Annotated in this window: 15 protein-coding genes and 1 tRNA gene; 8 read left to right on the top strand and 8 right to left on the bottom strand. The window is 38.8% G+C overall.

The window, feature by feature from the left end; translation table 11 throughout:
- Positions 1-20: 20 nt before the first annotated feature.
- The 5 genes from aspS to ZA06_RS04920 form a co-directional block, all read right to left on the bottom strand.
- Positions 21-1,775 (bottom strand): aspartate--tRNA ligase, encoded by a 1,755-nt coding sequence (gene aspS, locus ZA06_RS04940; RefSeq protein WP_053976272.1) that lies wholly within the window; start codon positions 1,773-1,775, stop codon positions 21-23.
- Between the two features lie 86 nt (positions 1,776-1,861).
- Complete coding sequence (locus ZA06_RS04935; protein ID WP_053976271.1) at positions 1,862-5,398, bottom strand: efflux RND transporter permease subunit; 3,537 nt, start codon at positions 5,396-5,398, stop codon at positions 1,862-1,864.
- 10 nt (positions 5,399-5,408) lie between these two features.
- Positions 5,409-6,581: an efflux RND transporter periplasmic adaptor subunit gene (locus tag ZA06_RS04930; protein ID WP_053976270.1), complete on the bottom strand. Its 1,173-nt coding sequence runs from the start codon at positions 6,579-6,581 to the stop codon at positions 5,409-5,411.
- Positions 6,582-6,610: 29 nt separating this feature from the next.
- Positions 6,611-8,026, bottom strand: a complete 1,416-nt coding sequence (locus tag ZA06_RS04925; protein WP_053976269.1) for a TolC family protein — start codon at positions 8,024-8,026, stop codon at positions 6,611-6,613.
- Complete coding sequence (locus ZA06_RS04920; RefSeq protein WP_053976268.1) at positions 8,026-8,631, bottom strand: TetR/AcrR family transcriptional regulator; 606 nt, start codon at positions 8,629-8,631, stop codon at positions 8,026-8,028. The genes ZA06_RS04925 and ZA06_RS04920 overlap by 1 nt, the downstream gene beginning before the upstream one ends.
- Before the next feature lie 122 nt (positions 8,632-8,753).
- Between ZA06_RS04920 and ZA06_RS04915 the strand changes: the two genes are divergently transcribed.
- Entirely contained in the window at positions 8,754-9,728 is a 975-nt protein-coding gene (locus ZA06_RS04915) for a polyprenyl synthetase family protein (protein WP_053976267.1), read from the top strand.
- The gene (locus ZA06_RS04910) at positions 9,728-10,078 is read left to right on the top strand and encodes a hypothetical protein (RefSeq protein WP_053976266.1); all 351 of its coding nucleotides are present in this window, start codon (positions 9,728-9,730) and stop codon (positions 10,076-10,078) included. Before ZA06_RS04915 ends, ZA06_RS04910 begins: the two co-directional genes overlap by 1 nt.
- Here ZA06_RS04910 and ZA06_RS04905 read toward each other — a convergent pair.
- Positions 10,075-10,620 (bottom strand): hypothetical protein, encoded by a 546-nt coding sequence (locus ZA06_RS04905; protein WP_053976265.1) that lies wholly within the window; start codon positions 10,618-10,620, stop codon positions 10,075-10,077. The genes ZA06_RS04910 and ZA06_RS04905 overlap by 4 nt on opposite strands.
- Positions 10,621-10,734: 114 nt before the next feature.
- Here ZA06_RS04905 and ZA06_RS04900 point away from each other — a divergent pair, with 114 nt between their 5' ends.
- Positions 10,735-13,491, top strand: a complete 2,757-nt coding sequence (locus tag ZA06_RS04900) for a 2-oxoglutarate dehydrogenase E1 component (protein ID WP_053976264.1) — start codon at positions 10,735-10,737, stop codon at positions 13,489-13,491.
- Positions 13,492-13,519: 28 nt separating this feature from the next.
- Positions 13,520-14,734: a 2-oxoglutarate dehydrogenase complex dihydrolipoyllysine-residue succinyltransferase gene (gene odhB / locus ZA06_RS04895; protein WP_053976263.1), complete on the top strand. Its 1,215-nt coding sequence runs from the start codon at positions 13,520-13,522 to the stop codon at positions 14,732-14,734.
- 693 nt (positions 14,735-15,427) lie between these two features.
- Here odhB and ZA06_RS04890 read toward each other — a convergent pair.
- Together ZA06_RS04890 and ZA06_RS04885 are read right to left on the bottom strand one after the other, a co-directional pair.
- On the bottom strand, positions 15,428-16,051 hold the full coding sequence (locus ZA06_RS04890) for a response regulator (protein WP_053976262.1): 624 nt from the start codon (positions 16,049-16,051) through the stop codon (positions 15,428-15,430).
- 65 nt (positions 16,052-16,116) lie between these two features.
- Complete coding sequence (locus ZA06_RS04885) at positions 16,117-16,560, bottom strand: retropepsin-like aspartic protease (protein WP_053976261.1); 444 nt, start codon at positions 16,558-16,560, stop codon at positions 16,117-16,119.
- A gap of 51 nt (positions 16,561-16,611) precedes the next feature.
- Between ZA06_RS04885 and ZA06_RS04880 the strand changes: the two genes are divergently transcribed.
- From ZA06_RS04880 to ZA06_RS04865, 4 genes are all read left to right on the top strand, one after another.
- Entirely contained in the window at positions 16,612-17,379 is a 768-nt protein-coding gene (locus tag ZA06_RS04880; protein ID WP_053976260.1) for a TatD family hydrolase, read from the top strand.
- 1 nt (position 17,380) lies between these two features.
- Complete coding sequence (locus tag ZA06_RS04875; protein ID WP_053976259.1) at positions 17,381-18,412, top strand: asparaginase; 1,032 nt, start codon at positions 17,381-17,383, stop codon at positions 18,410-18,412.
- 73 nt (positions 18,413-18,485) lie between these two features.
- Positions 18,486-18,573, top strand: a tRNA-Ser gene (locus ZA06_RS04870).
- A 73-nt stretch (positions 18,574-18,646) separates the two neighbouring features.
- Positions 18,647-19,426, top strand: a complete 780-nt coding sequence (locus tag ZA06_RS04865; RefSeq protein ID WP_053976258.1) for a MotA/TolQ/ExbB proton channel family protein — start codon at positions 18,647-18,649, stop codon at positions 19,424-19,426.
- The last annotated feature ends 1 nt before the right edge of the window (position 19,427 follow it).

Genomic DNA, 19,427 nt, shown 5'->3' with positions numbered 1-19,427 from the left:
AATTTGCAGGATTTAATTTTTTATGAATTTAGATTTAGTTTTAAGCTTAACTCATCCAGTTGGGCATTGTCTACTGGTGCAGGTGCATCAATCATGACGTCTCTTCCGGAATTGTTTTTAGGGAATGCTATAAAATCTCTAATGGTTTCCTGACCACCCAAAATAGCAACCAATCGGTCAAGACCAAAGGCCAAACCACCGTGTGGAGGGGCACCATATTCAAAGGCATTCATCAAGAATCCAAACTGTGCTTTAGCTTCTTCAGGAGTAAACCCTAAATAGTCAAACATTAAGGACTGAGTTTTTTTATCGTGAATTCTTATGGAACCTCCACCAATTTCATTTCCATTCAATACCAAGTCGTAAGCATTTGCTTTTACTTCGCCAGGATTGGTTTCCAATAATTCCAATTGGCCTGGTTTAGGAGAGGTAAACGGGTGGTGCATCGCGTGGTAACGCTCTGTTTCTTCGTCCCATTCCAAAAGAGGGAAGTCCATTACCCAAAGTGGTGCGAACTCGTCTGGTTTGCGTAAGCCTAGTTGCTCGGCCAATTCCATTCTTAAGGCACTTAACTGTGTTCTTACTTTATGGGTGTTTCCAGATAAAATACAGATTAGGTCTCCTGGTTTTGCTCCCGTAACTTCAGCCCATTTGGCAAGGTCTTCCTGATCGTAGAATTTATCTACGGAAGATTTGAAAGACCCATCTTCATTGTAACGACAGTACACCATTCCCAAGGCACCAATTTGTGGACGCTTTACCCAATCGATAAGTTTATCGATTTCTTTTCTGGTGAAGGCATTTCCTCCTGGCACAGCAATACCTACTACCAATTCAGCAGCATTGAATACTTGGAAATCTTTATGTTGGGTTACTTCGTTAAGTTCTCCAAACTGCATTCCAAAACGGATGTCTGGTTTATCGTTTCCATACAAACGCATGGCATCATCATAAAGCATTCTTGGGAACTGGTCAATTTCAACGCCATTGACTTCTTTCAATAAGTGTCTGGTAAGGCCTTCAAAGGTGTTAAGGATGTCCTCTTGCTCAACAAAAGCCATCTCGCAGTCTATTTGTGTAAACTCCGGTTGTCTGTCGGCACGTAAATCTTCATCCCTAAAACATTTTACAATTTGGAAGTACTTATCCATACCACCTACCATAAGCAATTGCTTAAAGGTTTGTGGCGATTGTGGAAGGGCATAAAACTGTCCAGGGTTCATTCTACTTGGTACTACGAAATCGCGGGCACCTTCTGGTGTAGATTTTATTAAATAAGGTGTCTCAACTTCAATAAACCCTTCTTGTGAAAGGTAATTTCTAACCTCTTGGGTTACTTTATGACGGAAAATCAAACTGTTTTTAACAGGATTACGTCTGATATCAAGGTAACGATATTTCATACGCAACTCTTCTCCACCGTCTGTTTCATCTTCAATGGTGAAAGGTGGTAGTTTGGCACCGTTCAACAGGGTAAGTTCCGAAACCAAAATTTCAATATCACCAGTAGCCATATTTGGGTTTTTGGAAGCACGTTCTATAACGGTTCCTTTTACCTGAATCACAAACTCACGACCTAACTTTTGGGCTTGTTCCATAATGGCCTTTGGCGTGCGTTCTTCATCAAAAATAAGTTGGGTAATCCCGTAACGATCACGTAAATCTACCCATACCATAAAACCTTTGTCTCTCACTTTTTGTACCCAACCAGCAAGAGTAACTTCACTATTGATGTGTGATGCATTCAATTCACCACAATTATGACTTCTGTACATACCTTAAATTTTGAAGTGCAAATTTAATGAAGATAACTGATTAAAAAATAAAAAAGCCCTAACATTTGTCAGGGCCTTCTCCGCTATTAATCAATGCTCGGGTGAGCTTCAACTTTCTCTTGTAACGAAAATGATTCTTCGATTTCGGGCTTAGTAGGTGAGATTTTACTTCTAATCCACATTTTTAACTTCATCGATAGGAAAAACAGTACCGGAACCACAATCAATGTCAAGAAGGTGGCAACGAAAAGTCCGAAGATTACGGTCCATGCCAATGGCCCCCAGAAGCGCACGTTATCTCCACCTATATAAATGTGTGGGTTGAATTCGCTGAACAGGCTAAAAAAGTCAATGTTTAGTCCTATTGCCAATGGAATCAATCCTAAAATGGTGGTAATTGCCGTAAGCAATACAGGGCGTAAACGCGCTTTACCCGCTCTCACGATACTTTCAAATAGATCCTCAACAGTAAGGTATTCATCATCATCCAATCCTCTATCAATTTTCTTTCTATCAATTAAAAGTTGGGCATAATCCAGTAGAACCACCCCGTTGTTAACCACAATACCAGCAAGGGAGATGATTCCTACCATGGTCATCATGATTACGAAAGCCCATCCAGTAATTACAAGTCCACCAAATACCCCAATGAAACTTAGGAATATGGCCAACATGATGATGGCTGGTTTTGAGATGGAGTTGAACTGGAAAATCAAGATGAAGAAAATCAATCCCAGTCCAGTAAAAAAGGCGCCCACCAAAAACTTCATTTGTTTTTGCTGTTCTTCAATTTGTCCTGTATAATCAATTTTGATGTTTTCAGGCAAGCCTTCATAGGTTTTCATTTCATTTTGAATTTGCGCTACAATGGCTCCAGCATCCGTAAAACCTGGGGACAGAGCCGAGTGAACTGTTACCACACGTCTGGTATCTTTGTGTTTTATGGCACTAAATCCAGAGTTGTTTTCATGTTTGGTAACCGCTGATACGGGAATGCTCTTGATTTTTCCAGTATTATCCCTAAAAGTGATATTCTGGTTGAAAAGAGCACTTGTATTGTATCTGTTTTCCTCATTGAAACGCACATAGATGTCGTAATCGTCACCACCTTCTTTATAAATTCCGGCTTTGGTACCAAAGATGGAGTTGCGCAATTGTTGTCCTACTTGGGCAGCGCTTACGCCAAGTTCTCCCGCTTTTTCCCTGTCGATTACCACCTTCATGGAAGGCTTGTTTTTGTTTACGTCTATTTTAAGTTCGTCAATACCTTGGATATTTTTTGAGTTGATAAACTCTCTCATATTTTCGGCAGTGGCGATCAGTTCGTCATAGTCGTCACCTTCAATTTCAATGTTGATAGGAGAACCTGCTGGTGGTCCGTTGGAATCTTTTTCTACGGAAATCAAAACTCCAGGATAGATGCCTACCAGTGCTTCCTGAACTTTTTGGCGCAATAGCTCACTATCTTCCCCTCTACGGAATTTAAACTCCCTCATGGAAGCGGTAATTTTTGCCTTGTGAGGCATTTCGGCCGAAGAACCTCCATCGGTTTGAGGATTTCCAGCACCTTCACCTACTTGAGACACGGCACTTTCTACCATAAAATTATAGTCGCCGTCTTTATATTGAGTATTATCTAGTACTTGATAAACGCGCTTTTCAATCTCTTTGGTGATGGCATTGGTTTTTTCAATGGCGGTACCCTGTGGATATTCTATGTAGACAATAATCTGGTTTGGTTTGTTGTCTGGGAAAAATTCTACTTTGGTACGTTGTTCCTTCAATGATATTCCGAAGGCTATAAACGAAGCTATCAATGCAGAAAAAGTAGCAATGGTTATCAAAACTGGTTTCTTGCCAGAGAGTGCCCAACGTAATTGTCCTTCATACCAACGTTCCAATTTTACCAACGTTTTTGTTTGGAAACTGTTGGCCCACTTTCTTAGGAATAATCGGTACACCCAAAGCATGATGGCTGTAAATACCATAAGGGTTCCTAAAGATTTGTATGAACCTCCAAAAATAAAGACCAAAATACCTATTACGGCCATTATTGCCGTGAGTTTTATGATCTTGTTCAGCGGCATATCTTTGTCTTCGGTGGTCATAAATTGTGATACCAAAACAGAATTGAAGAAGATGGCTACAAATAATGAAGAACCTAATACAATGGATAGGGTCTGTGGTAAAATCATCATGAATTCTCCCATTAAACCTGGCCATAATCCTAATGGAATAAATGCAGCTACAGTGGTGGCGGTAGAAATGATAATAGGAAAGGCAATTTCTCCAATTCCTTTTTTGGCTGCTTCCAAACGGCTCATACCTTCTTCATCCATCAGTCGGTATACGTTTTCTACCACTACAATACCGTTGTCTACCAACATCCCTAGCCCCATGATAAGACCAAACAGTACCATGGTGTTTAATGAAATTCCGAAGAAATTTAGGATCATCAAGGACATGAACATAGACATCGGGATGGCAAATCCTACGAAAATGGCATTCTTAAATCCGAGGAAGAACATCAATACCATTACTACCAAGATTACCCCAAAGATGATGTTGTTCACCAAGTCGTCTACTTTTCCAATGGTTACGGAAGATTGATCGTTGGCGATGGTAACTTGTAAATCTTGAGGAAACACATCCTTGATGGCGTGGTCTACGATGACATTAATTTGATTGGCAGCGTCCACCATGTTCTTTCCTGCACGTTTTTTAACATCCAGCATGACTACAGGTTGTCCAAATTCGCGAGCATAAGTAGTCCTGTCTTCTTCCTTAAAACTTACAGTAGCTACATCTTTAAGGTAGATGGCATTTCCATTTTCAGATTTTACAACGAAATTTTTCAAGTCGTTTGGAGACTCAATTTCTCCCAACACACGGATGGTTCGACGCTGTCCACTGGCTTTTAAATTTCCTGCAGAAATGGTGACGTTTCCGTTATTGATGGCATTGATAATGTCGCTGAAAGTAACATCGGCGGCCATCATTTTATAGATGTCTACGGCAACTTCTACTTCCTTTTCCTGGGCACCACGGATGTCTACCTTTTTAATCTCCAATAAATCTTCAATTTCATCTTGAAGGTATTCTCCGTATTCCTTTAATTTTTCAATTGGGTAATCTCCTGAAATGTTAATGTTCAGGATGGGCATTTCTTCTGAAAGGCTCAATTCGAACACATCTGGTTCTACTTTGGCACCATTAAAGGTTGGCCAATCTTCACTTGAGGTTTCCTGATCGATTTCGTCTTTCACCTTTTGTTTGGCTTCTTCAACAGTTATGTTTTCATCAAACTCAACAATTACCATCCCGTAATCTTCTTGAGAGGTAGAAGTGAGCTCAACTAGGTTGCTTACCGTTTTAAGCCTGTCCTCAAGGGGATCGATGATGAGTTTCTCGATATCTTCAGCAGTATTCCCTGGGAATACAGAGCTTACATATATTTTGGTTTCGTTAACCTCGGGGAAGCTTTCTCGAGGCATGTCGAAAAAAGCGCCAACTCCAAGGTAGAAAATCACCACAATAAGGACGTACATCGTGGTTTTGTTGTCGATGGCCCAAGAAGACCAACGGAATTCTTTGTCCACTATTTTTTTGTTTTTTTCTGTCATTGTCGTTGGATTAGTAAGTGATTACTTTAACAGTTTGTCCGTCTTTCACACTACGGGCACCTTCTTCAATAATTTCAGCACCGTTTTCAATACCTTCCAAGACTTCAATGACGTCTCCTTGGGTTCTTCCGGTTTTGATGATCACTCGGTTGGCCTGTCCTTCACCATTACCATTTTTGTTATTGATGACGTAGATGTATTGCTCGCCGTTGGCATTTTCAGAAATGATACTTTGCGGGATCAATAGGGCTTTCTCATTGGTGTAATCGTTGATTTTTAATCGCGCTGTCAAGTTAGGTTTGATAGATTCATCTTTGTTTGGAATGTCAACCTGTACTTTAAACGTTCTGTTGGCAGGGTTGATATAATCTCCTGCCTGGCGAATCTCTGTATTGATTGTTTTGTTCAATAACGGGAATTCAACAATTACTTCTTTGCCTTTGGAAACATCGGTGATGTAGCGTTCTGGGACATCCGTTTCTATGTACATGTCCTTAAGGTTTACCAAACGTATTAATTGCGATTGTCCTGCTGCTACCACACTTCCTTTTTCAGTGATGATGTCGTCAATAGTTCCACTAAAAGGAGCCGTTACTCTTGTTTTAGCAATTTGTTGTTGCAATTGGTTGATGGCTTTGGTTTGTGCTTCGTACGAAGATTTTGCCTGTAAGTACTGCAATTCACTACCAATATTGGCATCCCAGAGACGTTTTTGACGGTCAAAAGTGGTTTTGGCCAATTCAGCTTGAATTTCCAATTGCGCCAACTGTTGACTCAATCCACCGTCGTCAATTTTAGCTAAAATTTGACCTTTGGTTACTTGTTGTCCTTCCTTAACATAGATATCTGTTAAGATTCCGTTGAATTCTGGAGTGATGACCAATAGGTTTTTGGTAGTCACGTTACCCTGTATGTCCAACATGTGTTTGAACTCTTGTTCTTTTGCCGTAAATGAGGTAATCAGTGGCATGTGCTTTACAGTATCCAATTTGGCAATAGCCTCATCCAATTGTTTTAGTTTGCCAGCAATGACCTGTTGTTCGGCAACAACCTCGGCTCTTTTGGTTCTAATTAATTCTAGGTTGTTTGAGCTTAAAACATTTTCTACGGAATTCTTTTTCTTCTCGCCTCCGCAAGAAACCAAAAGAAATGCTAGTGTTATGATGGAAAATATGTTTTTCATGATTTGAATGTTCTGTGTTTTGTGATTGACTAGTTTATAAGGACTGTGTTAAGTGCTGTTTCCAATTCTGCTTTTGTGTTGATAACCTGCATCATGGCTTGAAGATATTCTTCTTGTGCCGTGTAAAGTTGCGTTTGTGCCTGTCTCAACTCAAAGCTCGATCCAACTCCCTCAAAGAATTTGGTCTCGTTTTTGGTTTCGATACGTTCGGCGAGGTTAAGATTTTTCTTTTTGTTTTCGTATTCTTCCATTGCCAATTGATAGTCGCTTTTTGCAGAGGCAATTTGAAGTTTCAGCTGTTGTTCTATTTCTGTAAGGTCGGTTTGTGCTTTTTCGTAGTTGATACGGGCTCTTTGAGTAGAAGCCATTCGCATTCCCGAACTGAAAATAGGGACTTTTAAACTTAGACCGAACAGTGAAGAACCAAACCATTGTTGATCACCTCTTAAAAAGCCAAATTCATCGTTATACCCTGCATATCCTGCGTTGATAAAGGCATTTAGTGTAGGAAGGAATTTGCTTTTTTCCAACTTCAATAATAGTTCTTTTGAAACCATATCGTTTTTGGCAATTTTAAAGTCTATGGTATTTTCTATGTTTTCATCGGCTTGTAAAATGCCCAGGTCCATGTTTTCTTCTGTTAGAATGGCCAAATCGTCTGTTAATGTCGTATTGGAATTTAAGTCGATCCCCAATGTGATGTTGAACATTTGGTAAGCCAAGGTTTTTAAACGTTTGGTATTGTTTAATTGGCTTTCAATGCCAGAAAGGGTGATTTGTAATTGCTCTACACTTTCTTCTTCTTCCAAACCATTCTCAAAGATTTTGGTGGTTTCTTCCAAATTCTTTTGAAGAACCGCTAAGTTTTTGTTCAAAATCTCCAAAGCTTCTTCTGAAAATAGCACATTGACATAGGCATTTATTACGGCTTGTCTCACTTCAAGATCTGTCTTCACTTTCGCATTTTTAGAGATTTCCAAAAATACTTTAGCCGATTGCAATCCCACTAAATACGAGCCATCAAAGATTTTTTGGTTTAAGGTGGCGGCCGCAGTTATGGAATGTTTTGTTCCAAATGTTACAGGAACAAATCCTTCGGGTGCGTCTGGAATTGGCTGCGTCTGTAAACCATCAAGGTCATAATAATCTTCTAATTGACGAAGCCCTCCATAAGGATCAAAGGCCGAGGCAGGCAACAAGGACACCTGCTGTTTCAAAAAGTTTTGGTAATCTACTCCAGCATCAATTTGTGGGAGTCCAGTAGCTGTGGTTTCCCATTTTTGTTTTTCGGCAGCTTCAATATCTCGCGTGGCATTTATCGAGGAGCGGTTATGCTCCAAAGCATAGTCTATAGCTTCCTGTAGGCTGAAGACGTGTGTCTCTTCCTGGCCAAAAAAGGTCAAGGAGCACAGCAGGCTAAAAGTTAAGATCAGTTTGTGTTTCATTATGATGGATTTGTGTTTGTGTACTTTTTTAATATTTCCAAGCCCTTTTCGGTACAGATGCCTCTAAGGTGATATTCCAAATAATGGTTCATCAACTCGTGCATGGAGAAATGGTTCAACGGGAACAGTTCTTTGTCCTTTAGGGCCATCATACAGTTAAAATAGATTTTGGTGACAAACTGTATGTTAATGGTGTCTCGGTATAGTCCTTGCTCAACCCCTGCGGTTAAATTGCAGGCAACGCAATCTTCCATAACGCAAAATTGGTTGTTCTTCAGTGATTCGAAAATCTTTGGGTAATACTTCTGCAACTGATATTGAGGGGAAGACTTTTCGTCCTTAAGATGTTGCATACTGAACCTTTTAATTTCGAAAATTTCCTCAATAGGGTTGAGTTTTTGTGCTCGTATCTCATTAATACCGTTAGAAATGAGATTGAACATATAAAGGGTCGTAGCCTCTACCAATACGTTTTTGTTTTCAAAGTATTGATAGATGGTTTTTTTGGACATGCCAAGTGCGTTGGCAATTTCGTCCATTGTAACACTCTTAAAACCATAGGTTAGAAAGAGTTCGGAGGCGGTTTTTAAAATATCATCTTTCATAAGAAGCGGCAAATATACTATGGAAACTTTAAAAACAAAAAAAGTTTCCTTGGTTTTAACATAATGATAATAATAAAAGGAAACATTTGTGTCTATTGAGTCAATTGCCTTATTTTTGTCCGATGCAAAACGTGGAATACTACCAAGATACTTTTAGCAAGTATTTACAGACTTTTACGGTTCAAAGAGAGCCTGTTTCTTTATACAATCCTATTAATTACATTCTCAATTTGGGCGGCAAGCGATTGCGACCTGTGCTTACATTGATGACGGCAGAAATGTTTGGTTGTGAAGTGGAGAAGGCCTTGCATGCGGCTTTGAGTATTGAGGTGTTTCATAATTTTTCTTTGGTTCATGATGATATTATGGATGATGCGCCGCTAAGAAGAGGGAATGAGACCGTCCATGAAAAATGGGATTTGAATACCGGAATTTTGTCTGGAGATGCCATGTTGATTTTGGCTTATCAGTTGTTTGAAAACTATGAGCCACATGTGTTTCAAGCCCTGGCAAAGTTGTTCAGCAAAACGGCTTTGGAAGTTTGTGAAGGACAGCAATACGACATGGACTTTGAGTTAATGGATAATGTGTCCATTCCTGACTATCTAAAAATGATTGAGTATAAAACTGCGGTTTTGGTTGGCGCTGCAATGCAGATGGGGGCGATTGTTGCTGAGGTTTCTTTGGAAGATCAGACTGGTGTTTATGAGTTTGGGAAAAATCTTGGGATTGCTTTCCAATTACAGGATGATTATTTGGATGCTTTTGGGGATCCTAAAAGTTTTGGAAAACAAGTAGGAGGGGATATTATCGAGAACAAAAAGACCTATTTATATCTTAAGGCTTTAGAGTTTTCTTCGGAAAGTGATCGTTTGCAACTACAGCATTTATATGGTATCCAACCTACGGATGCTTCTGAAAAAATTAAAACTGTTAAACAGTTTTTTGAATCAACTGGCGCTGCGCAGGCTACTAAGGAGGCTATAAAACATTATACTAATTTGGCGTTTGCCGTGTTGGAGGAATTGAATATTCCTGCAGATCGAAAAGATGTGTTGCGAGTATTTGGAGAACAGTTAATGGATAGAGAGGTATAATGCAATTACCATCAACATATGATGATTTGATTGCTCAAGCTAATGAGCAAGACCTTTACAAAAAGTTGATAAGGCAGTTAAATAAGGACTTTTTGTACGCCAATATCGATTTGGATTTTGATGAGCAGGTGTTGCCGTCCAGTTTAAAGTTGCTTTTACAGGAAACGGTCTATAAACTGATCCATGAAAAATTCGCCGACTATTTAAACCTTCTTTATATTATAGATGTTTCCGAGGAGAAAATAAAGCAACTTGATGGTAGTGATACCTTAAAGCTTTCTGAAGATGTTACCTTTTTGATTTTGAAGCGCGAATGGCAAAAGGTGTGGTTCAGAAACAAATATTCTTAAAAATAAACCCTCACAAACGGTGCCCAAGGGTCAGCATAAATACTTTTGTCTCTATCGTATAATACGTCATATCTAATCCCAATGGTGACATTGTGTGTGCTGTAACCGGTTCCCAAATAAAGGGCGGGATACCAATAGTTGTCATCTTTGTAAATTAAACGGCTGTCATAGTTTCGGCTAATGTTCATTTCTTCAAACTCTGCCGAAAGTTGTATTTCTTCAATAGGCCTAAAAAGTCCAATTAGGCTACCTCCCACAATGGTAGATTTATAAAAATCTTTTTGAGTATTGTAGGAAAAATTAAGTCCTACACCAAGAGCAAATTGCCAATTAAATTCATAAATGGCACTTGGAGCTAATGTTCCGCTGAAGAACCCATCTCCAAATCCAAGGCCTATGCCGCCACCAAATCTTACATGGCGCCAAAACTCACTTTTCTGTTTAGGAGGGGTTTGCTGAGAGAATCCTGGGACTGAAAAAAGACAAAGGAAAAGTATGGGCAATAGAATTTTCTTCAATGAAATTGAGGTTAAATCCGTCATATTTTAAATTGATGAGGTTATGTGTTATAAATATAATAAAAGCATATCTAATTTTTATAAAAATTGTATTTTTGGACAAATTTTGCAAAAGCGAAAAAGCAGTTAGTACACATAATGGATAAATATTCCTTTTTAAACGCAGCACATACAGCATACTTTGCTGACTTATACGATCAATATTTACAAAACCCAGATTCAGTTGAGCCAAGTTGGAGAGCCTTTTTTCAAGGTTATGATTTTGGTAGTGAAAGCTACGGAATGGAGGGTGAAATCGTTGAAGGGGTTTCGGCCCAAATTCCAGAACATTTACAAAAAGAGTTTCAGGTAGTAAGTCTTATTGATGGCTACCGCTCTCGTGGGCACTTGTTTACCAAGACCAATCCTGTACGCGAGCGCCGTCAGTATGAGCCTACCTTGGCAATAGAAAACTTCGGTCTATCCAAAGCCGATTTGAATACCGTTTTCAATGCAGGAGAGATTCTTGGAATTGGTGCACAGCCATTACACGAAATCATAAGACACCTAGAAGCCATTTATTGCGATGCTATTGGTGTTGAGTATATGTATATAAGAAACCCAGAGCGTAAGCAATGGATTCAGGAGCGATTGAACATTAATGACAATCACCCGAAATTTTCTGTAGAACAGAAGAAGCACATTCTTAAAAAATTGAATGAGGCCGTTTCTTTTGAGAACTTTTTGCATACTAAATATGTAGGGCAAAAGCGTTTTTCATTGGAAGGAGGAGAATCTTTAATCCCAGCTTTGGATGCCGTTATCGAACGTGCCGCTGAGTATGGTGTTAAAGAATTTGTGATGGGGATGGCCCACCGTGGACGTTTGAGTACCTTGACCAATATTTTTGGGAAATCTGCAAAGGATATCTTCAGTGAGTTTGATGGAAAGGATTATGAAGAAGAAATTTTTGATGGGGACGTTAAGTACCACTTAGGTTGGACTAGTGACCGTGTAACGGATACCGGAAAGAAAATCAATTTAAATATAGCACCTAACCCTTCGCACTTGGAAACTGTTGGAGCCGTTGTTGAAGGGATTACCCGTGCAAAACAAGACGATAAGTATGCTGATGAGCCATCTTTGGTATTGCCAATCGTGGTGCATGGAGATGCTGCTATTGCAGGTCAAGGTTTGGTGTATGAAGTAGTTCAAATGGCACAATTGGATGGTTATGGAACTAGCGGAACCATTCACATTGTAGTGAACAACCAAATTGGTTTCACCACAAATTACCTAGATGCGCGTTCCAGTACTTACTGTACAGATGTTGGTAAAGTAACTTTATCTCCAGTGTTGCATGTTAACGCCGATGATGCCGAAGCCGTGGTGCACGCAATGTTGTTTGCATTGGACTTTAGAATGCAGTTTAAGCGCGATGTGTTCATCGATTTGTTGGGGTATAGAAAATATGGACACAACGAAGGTGATGAACCTAAGTTTACGCAGCCTTTACTATATAAAGCCATTGCAAAACATAAAAATCCTAGAGATATTTATGCTGAAAAATTAATTGGTGAGGGAATTATTACCCAAGATTATGTAACCGAATTAGAGGAGCAGTATAAAGCATCTTTGGAAGAGAAACTTGAAGACTCAAGAAAAGAAGATAAAACGGTAATCACGCCGTTCATGCAAAATGAATGGGAAGACTATGTTTCGGTTAAGGAAGACGAAATGATGAAGAAGGTGGATACCACCTATACTAGAGAAGGTCTTGAAAAAATAACCAATGTCATTTCTTCTTTGCCAAAAGATAAAAAGTTCATTCGCAAGATTGAGCGTTTAGTGGAGTCTCGTAAAACAATGTTTGAAGAAGACAAGCTGGATTGGGCTATGGCTGAACACTTGGCTTACGGAACTTTGTTAGAGGAAGGGCACGATGTGCGTATTTCAGGACAGGATGTGGAGCGTGGAACTTTTTCTCACCGTCATGCTGTTGTGAAAGTGGAAGACAGTGAAGAAGAAATCGTATTATTGAATACCATTAGTGATAAGCAAGGACGTTTCTTTGTGTTCAACTCATTGCTTTCTGAGTATGGTGTAGTGGGATTTGATTATGGTTATGCTATGGCGAGCCCAAAAACCTTAACTATTTGGGAAGCACAATTTGGGGATTTCAGTAACGGAGCCCAAATTATGATCGATCAATACATTTCTGCAGCAGAAGATAAGTGGAAATTACAGAACGGTTTGGTAATGTTATTGCCTCACGGATATGAGGGTCAAGGAGCAGAGCACTCTTCAGCACGTATGGAGCGTTACCTTCAGTTATGTGCTAAGGACAACATGTTTGTGGCCGACTGTACAACACCAGCCAACATGTTCCACTTGTTAAGAAAGCAAATGAAGGCCAATTACAGAAAGCCTTTAATCGTGTTTACTCCAAAGAGTTTATTGCGTCATCCAAAATGTGTTTCAACGGTAGAAGAGTTTGCTAATGGAAGTTTCCAAATGTTGATTGACGATGCCGATGTAGCAGTTGAAAATGTAAAAACATTGGTGTTCGTAACAGGTAAGTTTTACTACGACCTATTGGAAGAGCGTGAGAACTTAAATAGAAATGACGTTGCACTAGTAAGAATAGAGCAGTTGTTCCCATTGCCAGATAAGGAAATTAGAGAAGTATTGGCTAAATATGAAGGTGTAGAGGACGTTGTTTGGGCTCAGGAAGAGCCTAGAAATATGGGAGCTTACAGCCACATGCTAATGCATCTTGATGAAGCTAGAACTTTCAGGGCTGCAACACGTAGGCCTTATGGGGCACCGGCAGCGGGAAGTAGCGTTCGTTCCAAAAAACGTCACCAAGAAGTCATTAACTTCGTATTTGATAAAACAAAAAATAACCAGAGATAATAAAATCCAACGATAAAATTATAACACAATGATTTTAGAAATGAAAGTCCCTTCACCAGGGGAATCCATCACGGAAGTAGAAATTGCAGAATGGTTAGTTGCAGATGGAGATTATGTTGAAAAAGACCAAGCCATCGCTGAGGTTGATAGTGATAAAGCAACCTTGGAACTTCCAGCTGAAGCCAGCGGAATTATCACGCTAAAGGCGGAAGAAGGTGATGCTGTTGCTGTAGGTGAAGTGGTTTGTTTAATAGATACCAGTGCGGCAAAGCCGGAAGGTGACGCACCAGCAAAAGAAGCTGTAAAGGAAGAAACGCCGAAGCAAGAGGCTCCAAAACCAGTTGCAGCTCCTGAAACCAAAACCTATGCAACGGGTTCTGCAAGTCCAGCGGCTAAGAAAATCTTAGCAGAAAAAGGAATGGAAGCCTCTGAAGTTGCCGGTACAGGAAAAGATGGTCGCGTAACTAAAGAAGATGCTGTGAATGCTAAACCTTCTATGGGAACACCAACAGGAGGAAGTAGAGGAGAGACTCGTTCTAAATTGTCTATGTTGCGTCGTAAAGTAGCAGAGCGCTTAGTGTCTGCTAAAAACGAAACCGCGATGTTGACCACTTTTAACGAGGTGAACATGACGCCAATTTTTGAATTGCGTAACCAATATAAAGAGGAGTTTAAAGCTAAGCACGGTGTTGGTTTAGGTTTCATGAGTTTCTTTACTTTGGCAACTGTAAGAGCTTTAAAAGAGTTTCCTGCAGTGAACTCGATGATTGATGGTAAGGAAATGATCACTTACGACTTCTGTGATATCAGTATCGCTGTATCTGGACCCAAAGGATTGATGGTTCCTGTAATTCGCAATGCGGAAAACCTAACCTTTAGAGGTGTGGAAGCGGAAGTAAAACGTTTGGCTTTACGTGCTCGTGACGGACAAATTACCGTAGATGAAATGACAGGGGGTACCTTTACAATTTCCAATGGAGGTGTATTTGGTAGTATGTTGTCTACGCCAATTATCAACCCTCCACAAAGTGGAATTTTAGGAATGCACAATATTATCGAGCGTCCTATTGCTGTAAATGGTAAGGTTGAAATTCACCCAATGATGTATTTGGCATTGTCTTATGATCACAGAATTATTGACGGAAGAGAGTCTGTAGGGTTCTTGGTAGCCATTAAAGAAGCACTTGAAAACCCAACTGAATTGTTAATGAACAATGATGTTAAAAAGGCTTTAGAGCTTTAAAAACATTCCTGATAATATTTAAAAAGGCGCCATTGAAAATGGCGCCTTTTTTTCTTGATAAATAAATAACTAACTAATAACTAAAAAAAATTAACAAGAATATTTATGATTATTATTAAAATGGCACAGCTAACTAAGCTAATGACCACAATTTTATGTTGGTGTTCATAAGAATTTTTCATTGGGACAATGTTTAAATCATTACTTGTTAGGAGTGGTGAAATAAAAGCTCCGAGTCAACAATAAACCCAGAGCTTTTATAATTCTCCCTAAGAACTAATTAATAGCAATGTAAATTTCGCCATTATCTAGATGCGAAACAATACGTAGTTCTACGTATTTTTTGAACTAAAAAAGCGCAAACTTTACATTTGCGCTTTTCTGGGTTGGTTTGGTTTTTGGTTGATTTGATTATTTTTTGATTGATGAACGTTAGGTTAAGTTCAATGAAAACATACAAAGATGTTCATAGAAATAATCAAGACAGAGCTCAAAATTAGGGCAATGATTAACGCAAGGTTAACAAAGGTGAATTTTGATTTCATTTTTACAGGTGTTTATTCCTAAAAGGAAATTATTAGGAATAAAACCTTGAACTCAATCAAGGTTTTATGACTTCCTAAATAAATTGATTAATAGCTCCGTAAAAGTCTTTAAAAATGTAATGTAAAACAATACGTAGAACTACGTATTTTAGGATAGAAATGATTCGTGCTCCTTTGCAAAAAGAAAAAGGCTTCGAGGTTTAGACTCCAAGTTCAGTTTCTGAATTATATGACTTTTATGTTTTTCAATAGTCCTGCTTGAGCTGAAAAGTACTTCACCAATCTCCTTGGCTGTTTTGTTCAGGGCTATTTGCTTGAGTACTTCTTTTTCGGTTGGAGTTAGGGTAAACAGTTCTTTCGGAACAGTTTCTTCTAAATGAGAAATAAGTTCTGGACTGAAGTATGATTTTCCTTTTTTAACAGATGTTATGCAATTTTCTATTTCTTCCAAGGCAAGTTCTTTTAGCACGTAACCATAAATGTTTAGGTTCTTCGCTTTTTTGTAGATAGCCATATCTTTTTCAAAAGTAATTAAGATGATTTTTGTGGGAAGACTGGTTTCTTTGCACTTGGCTGCAATTTCTAGTCCTGTTAAGCCTGGCATTTGTATGTCTAGGATTGCAATTTGTGGATTAAGTTCGGTAATTAAACGAAAAGCTTTTTCCCCATCTGTGGCACTGCCAATAATGTTGTATTTTTTTTCAGTTAAAAAGTCATTAAGGCCTTTGAGGATTAACGGATGGTCGTCGGCTGTAATTATTGAAGCTTTCATTGGTTTAGTAAAAAGGGATAGGTATAAAGATACAAGTTTTTTAAAAACCTTAAAAACTATTGGAGCTATGGCAATTTTAAATAGAGATATTTTTTTTCATAATCAATAATGGCTTTTCCTTTTTTTAGAATATCCGCACCAATGATGCCGTCTACTGGTTTTGAATTGTGACTGGTCAAGGCCGTGTTGACATGGGTGAGGTTGAATAGAATGATTGGCACTTTATCTTTTTTCCATTTGCCTATTTTCATTTTATTCTTTTTGGAAATCTGCGTGAGCATGTCTACCGCACCTGCTCCAGCCGCTTTGATTTCAGAATCCTTTACTTTTAAATTGAAGCGTTCAACCGTGTCAAAGCCTACACAGGTACTGGAAGCGCCGGTATCCAAAATAAACAATCCTTTAACACCATTAATAGTGGCTTTTATTTCAAAATGGTTGGTATGCGTTAAGTGTAATTTAATTTTGGTGTATCCTTTTTCCAGTAAAAAATCCTGTAATCTTTCCATTAGTATCTCTTTGGTGCAAAGATAATGATGTAAAACATATATTTTTGCAGCATGATGATAACAGATACCCATACCCATTTATATAGTGAGGCTTTTGATGAAGACAGGGCAGAAATGATGATTAGAGCACTAGAAACTGGTGTGTCGAGATTCTTTATTCCCGCCATTGATTCTTCGTATACAGAGGCTATGTTGGATCTTGAAGCTAAGTTTCCTGATTATGTTTATTTAATGGCAGGATTGCATCCAACTTCGGTGAAGGAGAATTACAAAGAGGAGTTGGCCCACGTGGAAGAGCTTCTGGCTAAACGTTCGTTTTGCGGTATTGGGGAAATTGGTATCGATTTGTATTGGGATACCTCCACGCTTGAAATTCAAAAGGAAGCGTTTCGTCATCAAATTCAATTGGCCAAAAAGTACCAACTGCCTATCGTCATTCATTGCAGGGATGCTTTTGATGAGATTTTTGAAGTGTTGGAAACAGAAAGAGGAGAAGGTCTCTTTGGGATATTCCATTGCTTTACCGGAAATTTGGAACAAGCACAAAGGGCTATTGGTTTTAATATGAAATTGGGAATTGGTGGTGTAGTCACTTTTAAAAATGGAGGATTGGATAAATTTATTTCCGAAATAGATTTGAAACATATTGTTTTGGAAACAGATTCGCCATATTTGGCCCCGAAACCTTTCCGAGGTAAACGTAATGAAAGTGCCTATATAATTAAAGTGGTAGAAAAACTATCGGAACTTTATGGTGTTACTCAGGAAGAAATAGCAAACATCACCACGCAAAATTCAAAAGACATTTTTAGTATATAATATGGAACAAGGCCACCCAAATATTCTTTTGATTTATACAGGAGGAACCATAGGGATGATCAAGGATCCCAATACCGGTGCATTAAAAGCTTTCGACTTCAATAATCTACTGAAACAGATTCCCGAATTGAAACTTTTGGATTGTGACATTAATACGGTCTCTTTTAAAGAACCCATCGACTCTTCCAATATGAGTCCCGAATATTGGGTGCAATTGGCAGAGATTATTGAAGACCATTATCACGAGTTTGACGGATTTGTGGTACTTCATGGTAGTGATACCATGAGTTATACTGCTTCGGCGTTGAGCTTTATGTTGGAGAATTTGGCGAAGCCTGTTATTTTAACTGGGTCACAATTGCCAATTGGGGATTTAAGAACCGACGCCAAGGAGAATTTGATCACTTCTATTCAAATGGCTTCCTTGCAACATAGAAACCGTCCTGTCATAAGGGAAGTAGGGTTGTATTTTGAATACAAGTTATATAGAGGTAACCGTACCACAAAAATAAATGCAGAACATTTTGAGGCATTTGAATCTTTGAATTATCCGCATTTGGCGGAATCTGGAGTGCACCTTAAAATCAATCACGATTATTTGTTTAAACCAAATGCTAGAAAGAAACTGGTGGTGCACAAATCTTTCGACACTAATGTAGCATTGATTAAGTTGTTCCCCGGAATTTCGAAGGCTACTTTGGAGTGTATGAGTCATAACCCTAATATCAAAGGTGTGATTTTGGAAACTTATGGGGCAGGAAATGCAACAACAGCGCCATGGTTTGTGGATTTTATTAAACAATTGGTGAAAAATGGGGTTCATGTGGTGAATGTGACGCAATGTTCTGGAGGAAGTGTCGCTATGGGGCAGTATGAAACAAGTTCTCATCTTCAGAATATTGGCGTGATTTCAGGTAAGGATATTACTACCGAGGCCGCCATTGTCAAATTAATGTATTTGCTGGGTGAAAAAGTTGCCGTGAAAACATTCAAAACCATATTTGAAACCGCACTGCGTGGAGAATTGTCTTAAAATTAACTCGTAAAATTTTCAGCTTTCAAAAGTTTTTTGGTTATTTGCTAAACTTTATTAAAAAGCAATAAACAGAGAGGTGGCCGAGTGGTCGAAGGCGCACGCCTGGAAAGTGTGTATACGCCAAAAGCGTATCGAGGGTTCGAATCCCTTCCTCTCTGCTCTTATTTTATTTTTAATTACAAATTTTTTATATCTTTAACACTTTAACTAATAAAATTAAGATTAAGAACAATGAAAAGACTATTTTCTATCCTAGCCATAGCAGGAACCATGGCTTTCGGAACTGTTAATGCTAATGCATACACTACTACTAGCGCAGCTACTGCAACTGTTGCCACTGTAACCCAAGAGGACGAATCTGCTGCTCCTGCTGAAGAGACTCTTGGATTCCACCAAGAGCTTAAGAAGCGTTTTATTGAAGGTGGTCCTGGATTTATGGGGATTGTATTGCTTTGTTTGATCTTAGGATTGGCTATTGCAATCGAAAGAATTATCTTTTTGAACTTATCTACTACGAATACTAAAAAATTAACCAAGAATGTAGAGGATGCTTTACAATCTGGAGGTATTGAAGCTGCTAAGGAAGTTTGTAGAAACACTAAAGGGCCTGTTGCCTCTATCTTCTACCAAGGTTTGGATAGACACGATGAAGGTATCGATGCTGCTGAAAAAGCTGTAGTAGCTTACGGTGGTGTTCAAATGGGACAATTAGAGAAGAACGTTTCTTGGATTTCATTATTTATCGCTTTGGCACCGATGTTAGGGTTCATGGGAACTGTAATCGGGATGATTCAAGCATTCGATAAAATTGAAGCAGCTGGTGATATGCAACCATCTTTGGTAGCGGGAGGTATTAAAGTAGCACTTTTAACAACGGTATTTGGACTTATCGTAGCTATCATCCTTCAAATTTTCTACAACTACATTATTGCTAAAATTGATAGCATCGTTAACGATATGGAAGATGCATCTATTACTTTAATGGATATGTTGATCAGATACAAAAAATAAT

It is taken from the genome of Mangrovimonas xylaniphaga, assembly GCF_001280435.1.
Classification (GTDB): Bacteria; Bacteroidota; Bacteroidia; order Flavobacteriales; family Flavobacteriaceae; genus Mangrovimonas_A; species Mangrovimonas_A xylaniphaga.
This window is presented reverse-complemented; position numbering and strand designations above follow the sequence as displayed.

Excerpts from the sequence above, each read along its gene's own strand:
- ZA06_RS04935 (WP_053976271.1), bottom strand. The coding sequence starts at position 5,398 with ATGACAGAAAAAAACAAAAAAATAGTGGACAAAGAATTCCGTTGGTCT.
- ZA06_RS04930 (WP_053976270.1), bottom strand. The coding sequence starts at position 6,581 with ATGAAAAACATATTTTCCATCATAACACTAGCATTTCTTTTGGTTTCT.
- ZA06_RS04905 (WP_053976265.1), bottom strand. The coding sequence starts at position 10,620 with ATGACGGATTTAACCTCAATTTCATTGAAGAAAATTCTATTGCCCATA.
- ZA06_RS04915 (WP_053976267.1), top strand. The coding sequence starts at position 8,754 with ATGCAAAACGTGGAATACTACCAAGATACTTTTAGCAAGTATTTACAG.
- odhB (WP_053976263.1), top strand. The coding sequence starts at position 13,520 with ATGATTTTAGAAATGAAAGTCCCTTCACCAGGGGAATCCATCACGGAA.
- ZA06_RS04880 (WP_053976260.1), top strand. The coding sequence starts at position 16,612 with ATGATGATAACAGATACCCATACCCATTTATATAGTGAGGCTTTTGAT.
- ZA06_RS04925 (WP_053976269.1), bottom strand. The coding sequence starts at position 8,026 with ATGAAACACAAACTGATCTTAACTTTTAGCCTGCTGTGCTCCTTGACC.
- ZA06_RS04875 (WP_053976259.1), top strand. The coding sequence starts at position 17,381 with ATGGAACAAGGCCACCCAAATATTCTTTTGATTTATACAGGAGGAACC.
- ZA06_RS04920 (WP_053976268.1), bottom strand. The coding sequence starts at position 8,631 with ATGAAAGATGATATTTTAAAAACCGCCTCCGAACTCTTTCTAACCTAT.
- ZA06_RS04900 (WP_053976264.1), top strand. The coding sequence starts at position 10,735 with ATGGATAAATATTCCTTTTTAAACGCAGCACATACAGCATACTTTGCT.
- ZA06_RS04885 (WP_053976261.1), bottom strand. The coding sequence starts at position 16,560 with ATGGAAAGATTACAGGATTTTTTACTGGAAAAAGGATACACCAAAATT.
- aspS (WP_053976272.1), bottom strand. The coding sequence starts at position 1,775 with ATGTACAGAAGTCATAATTGTGGTGAATTGAATGCATCACACATCAAT.
- ZA06_RS04865 (WP_053976258.1), top strand. The coding sequence starts at position 18,647 with ATGAAAAGACTATTTTCTATCCTAGCCATAGCAGGAACCATGGCTTTC.
- ZA06_RS04890 (WP_053976262.1), bottom strand. The coding sequence starts at position 16,051 with ATGAAAGCTTCAATAATTACAGCCGACGACCATCCGTTAATCCTCAAA.
- ZA06_RS04910 (WP_053976266.1), top strand. The coding sequence starts at position 9,728 with ATGCAATTACCATCAACATATGATGATTTGATTGCTCAAGCTAATGAG.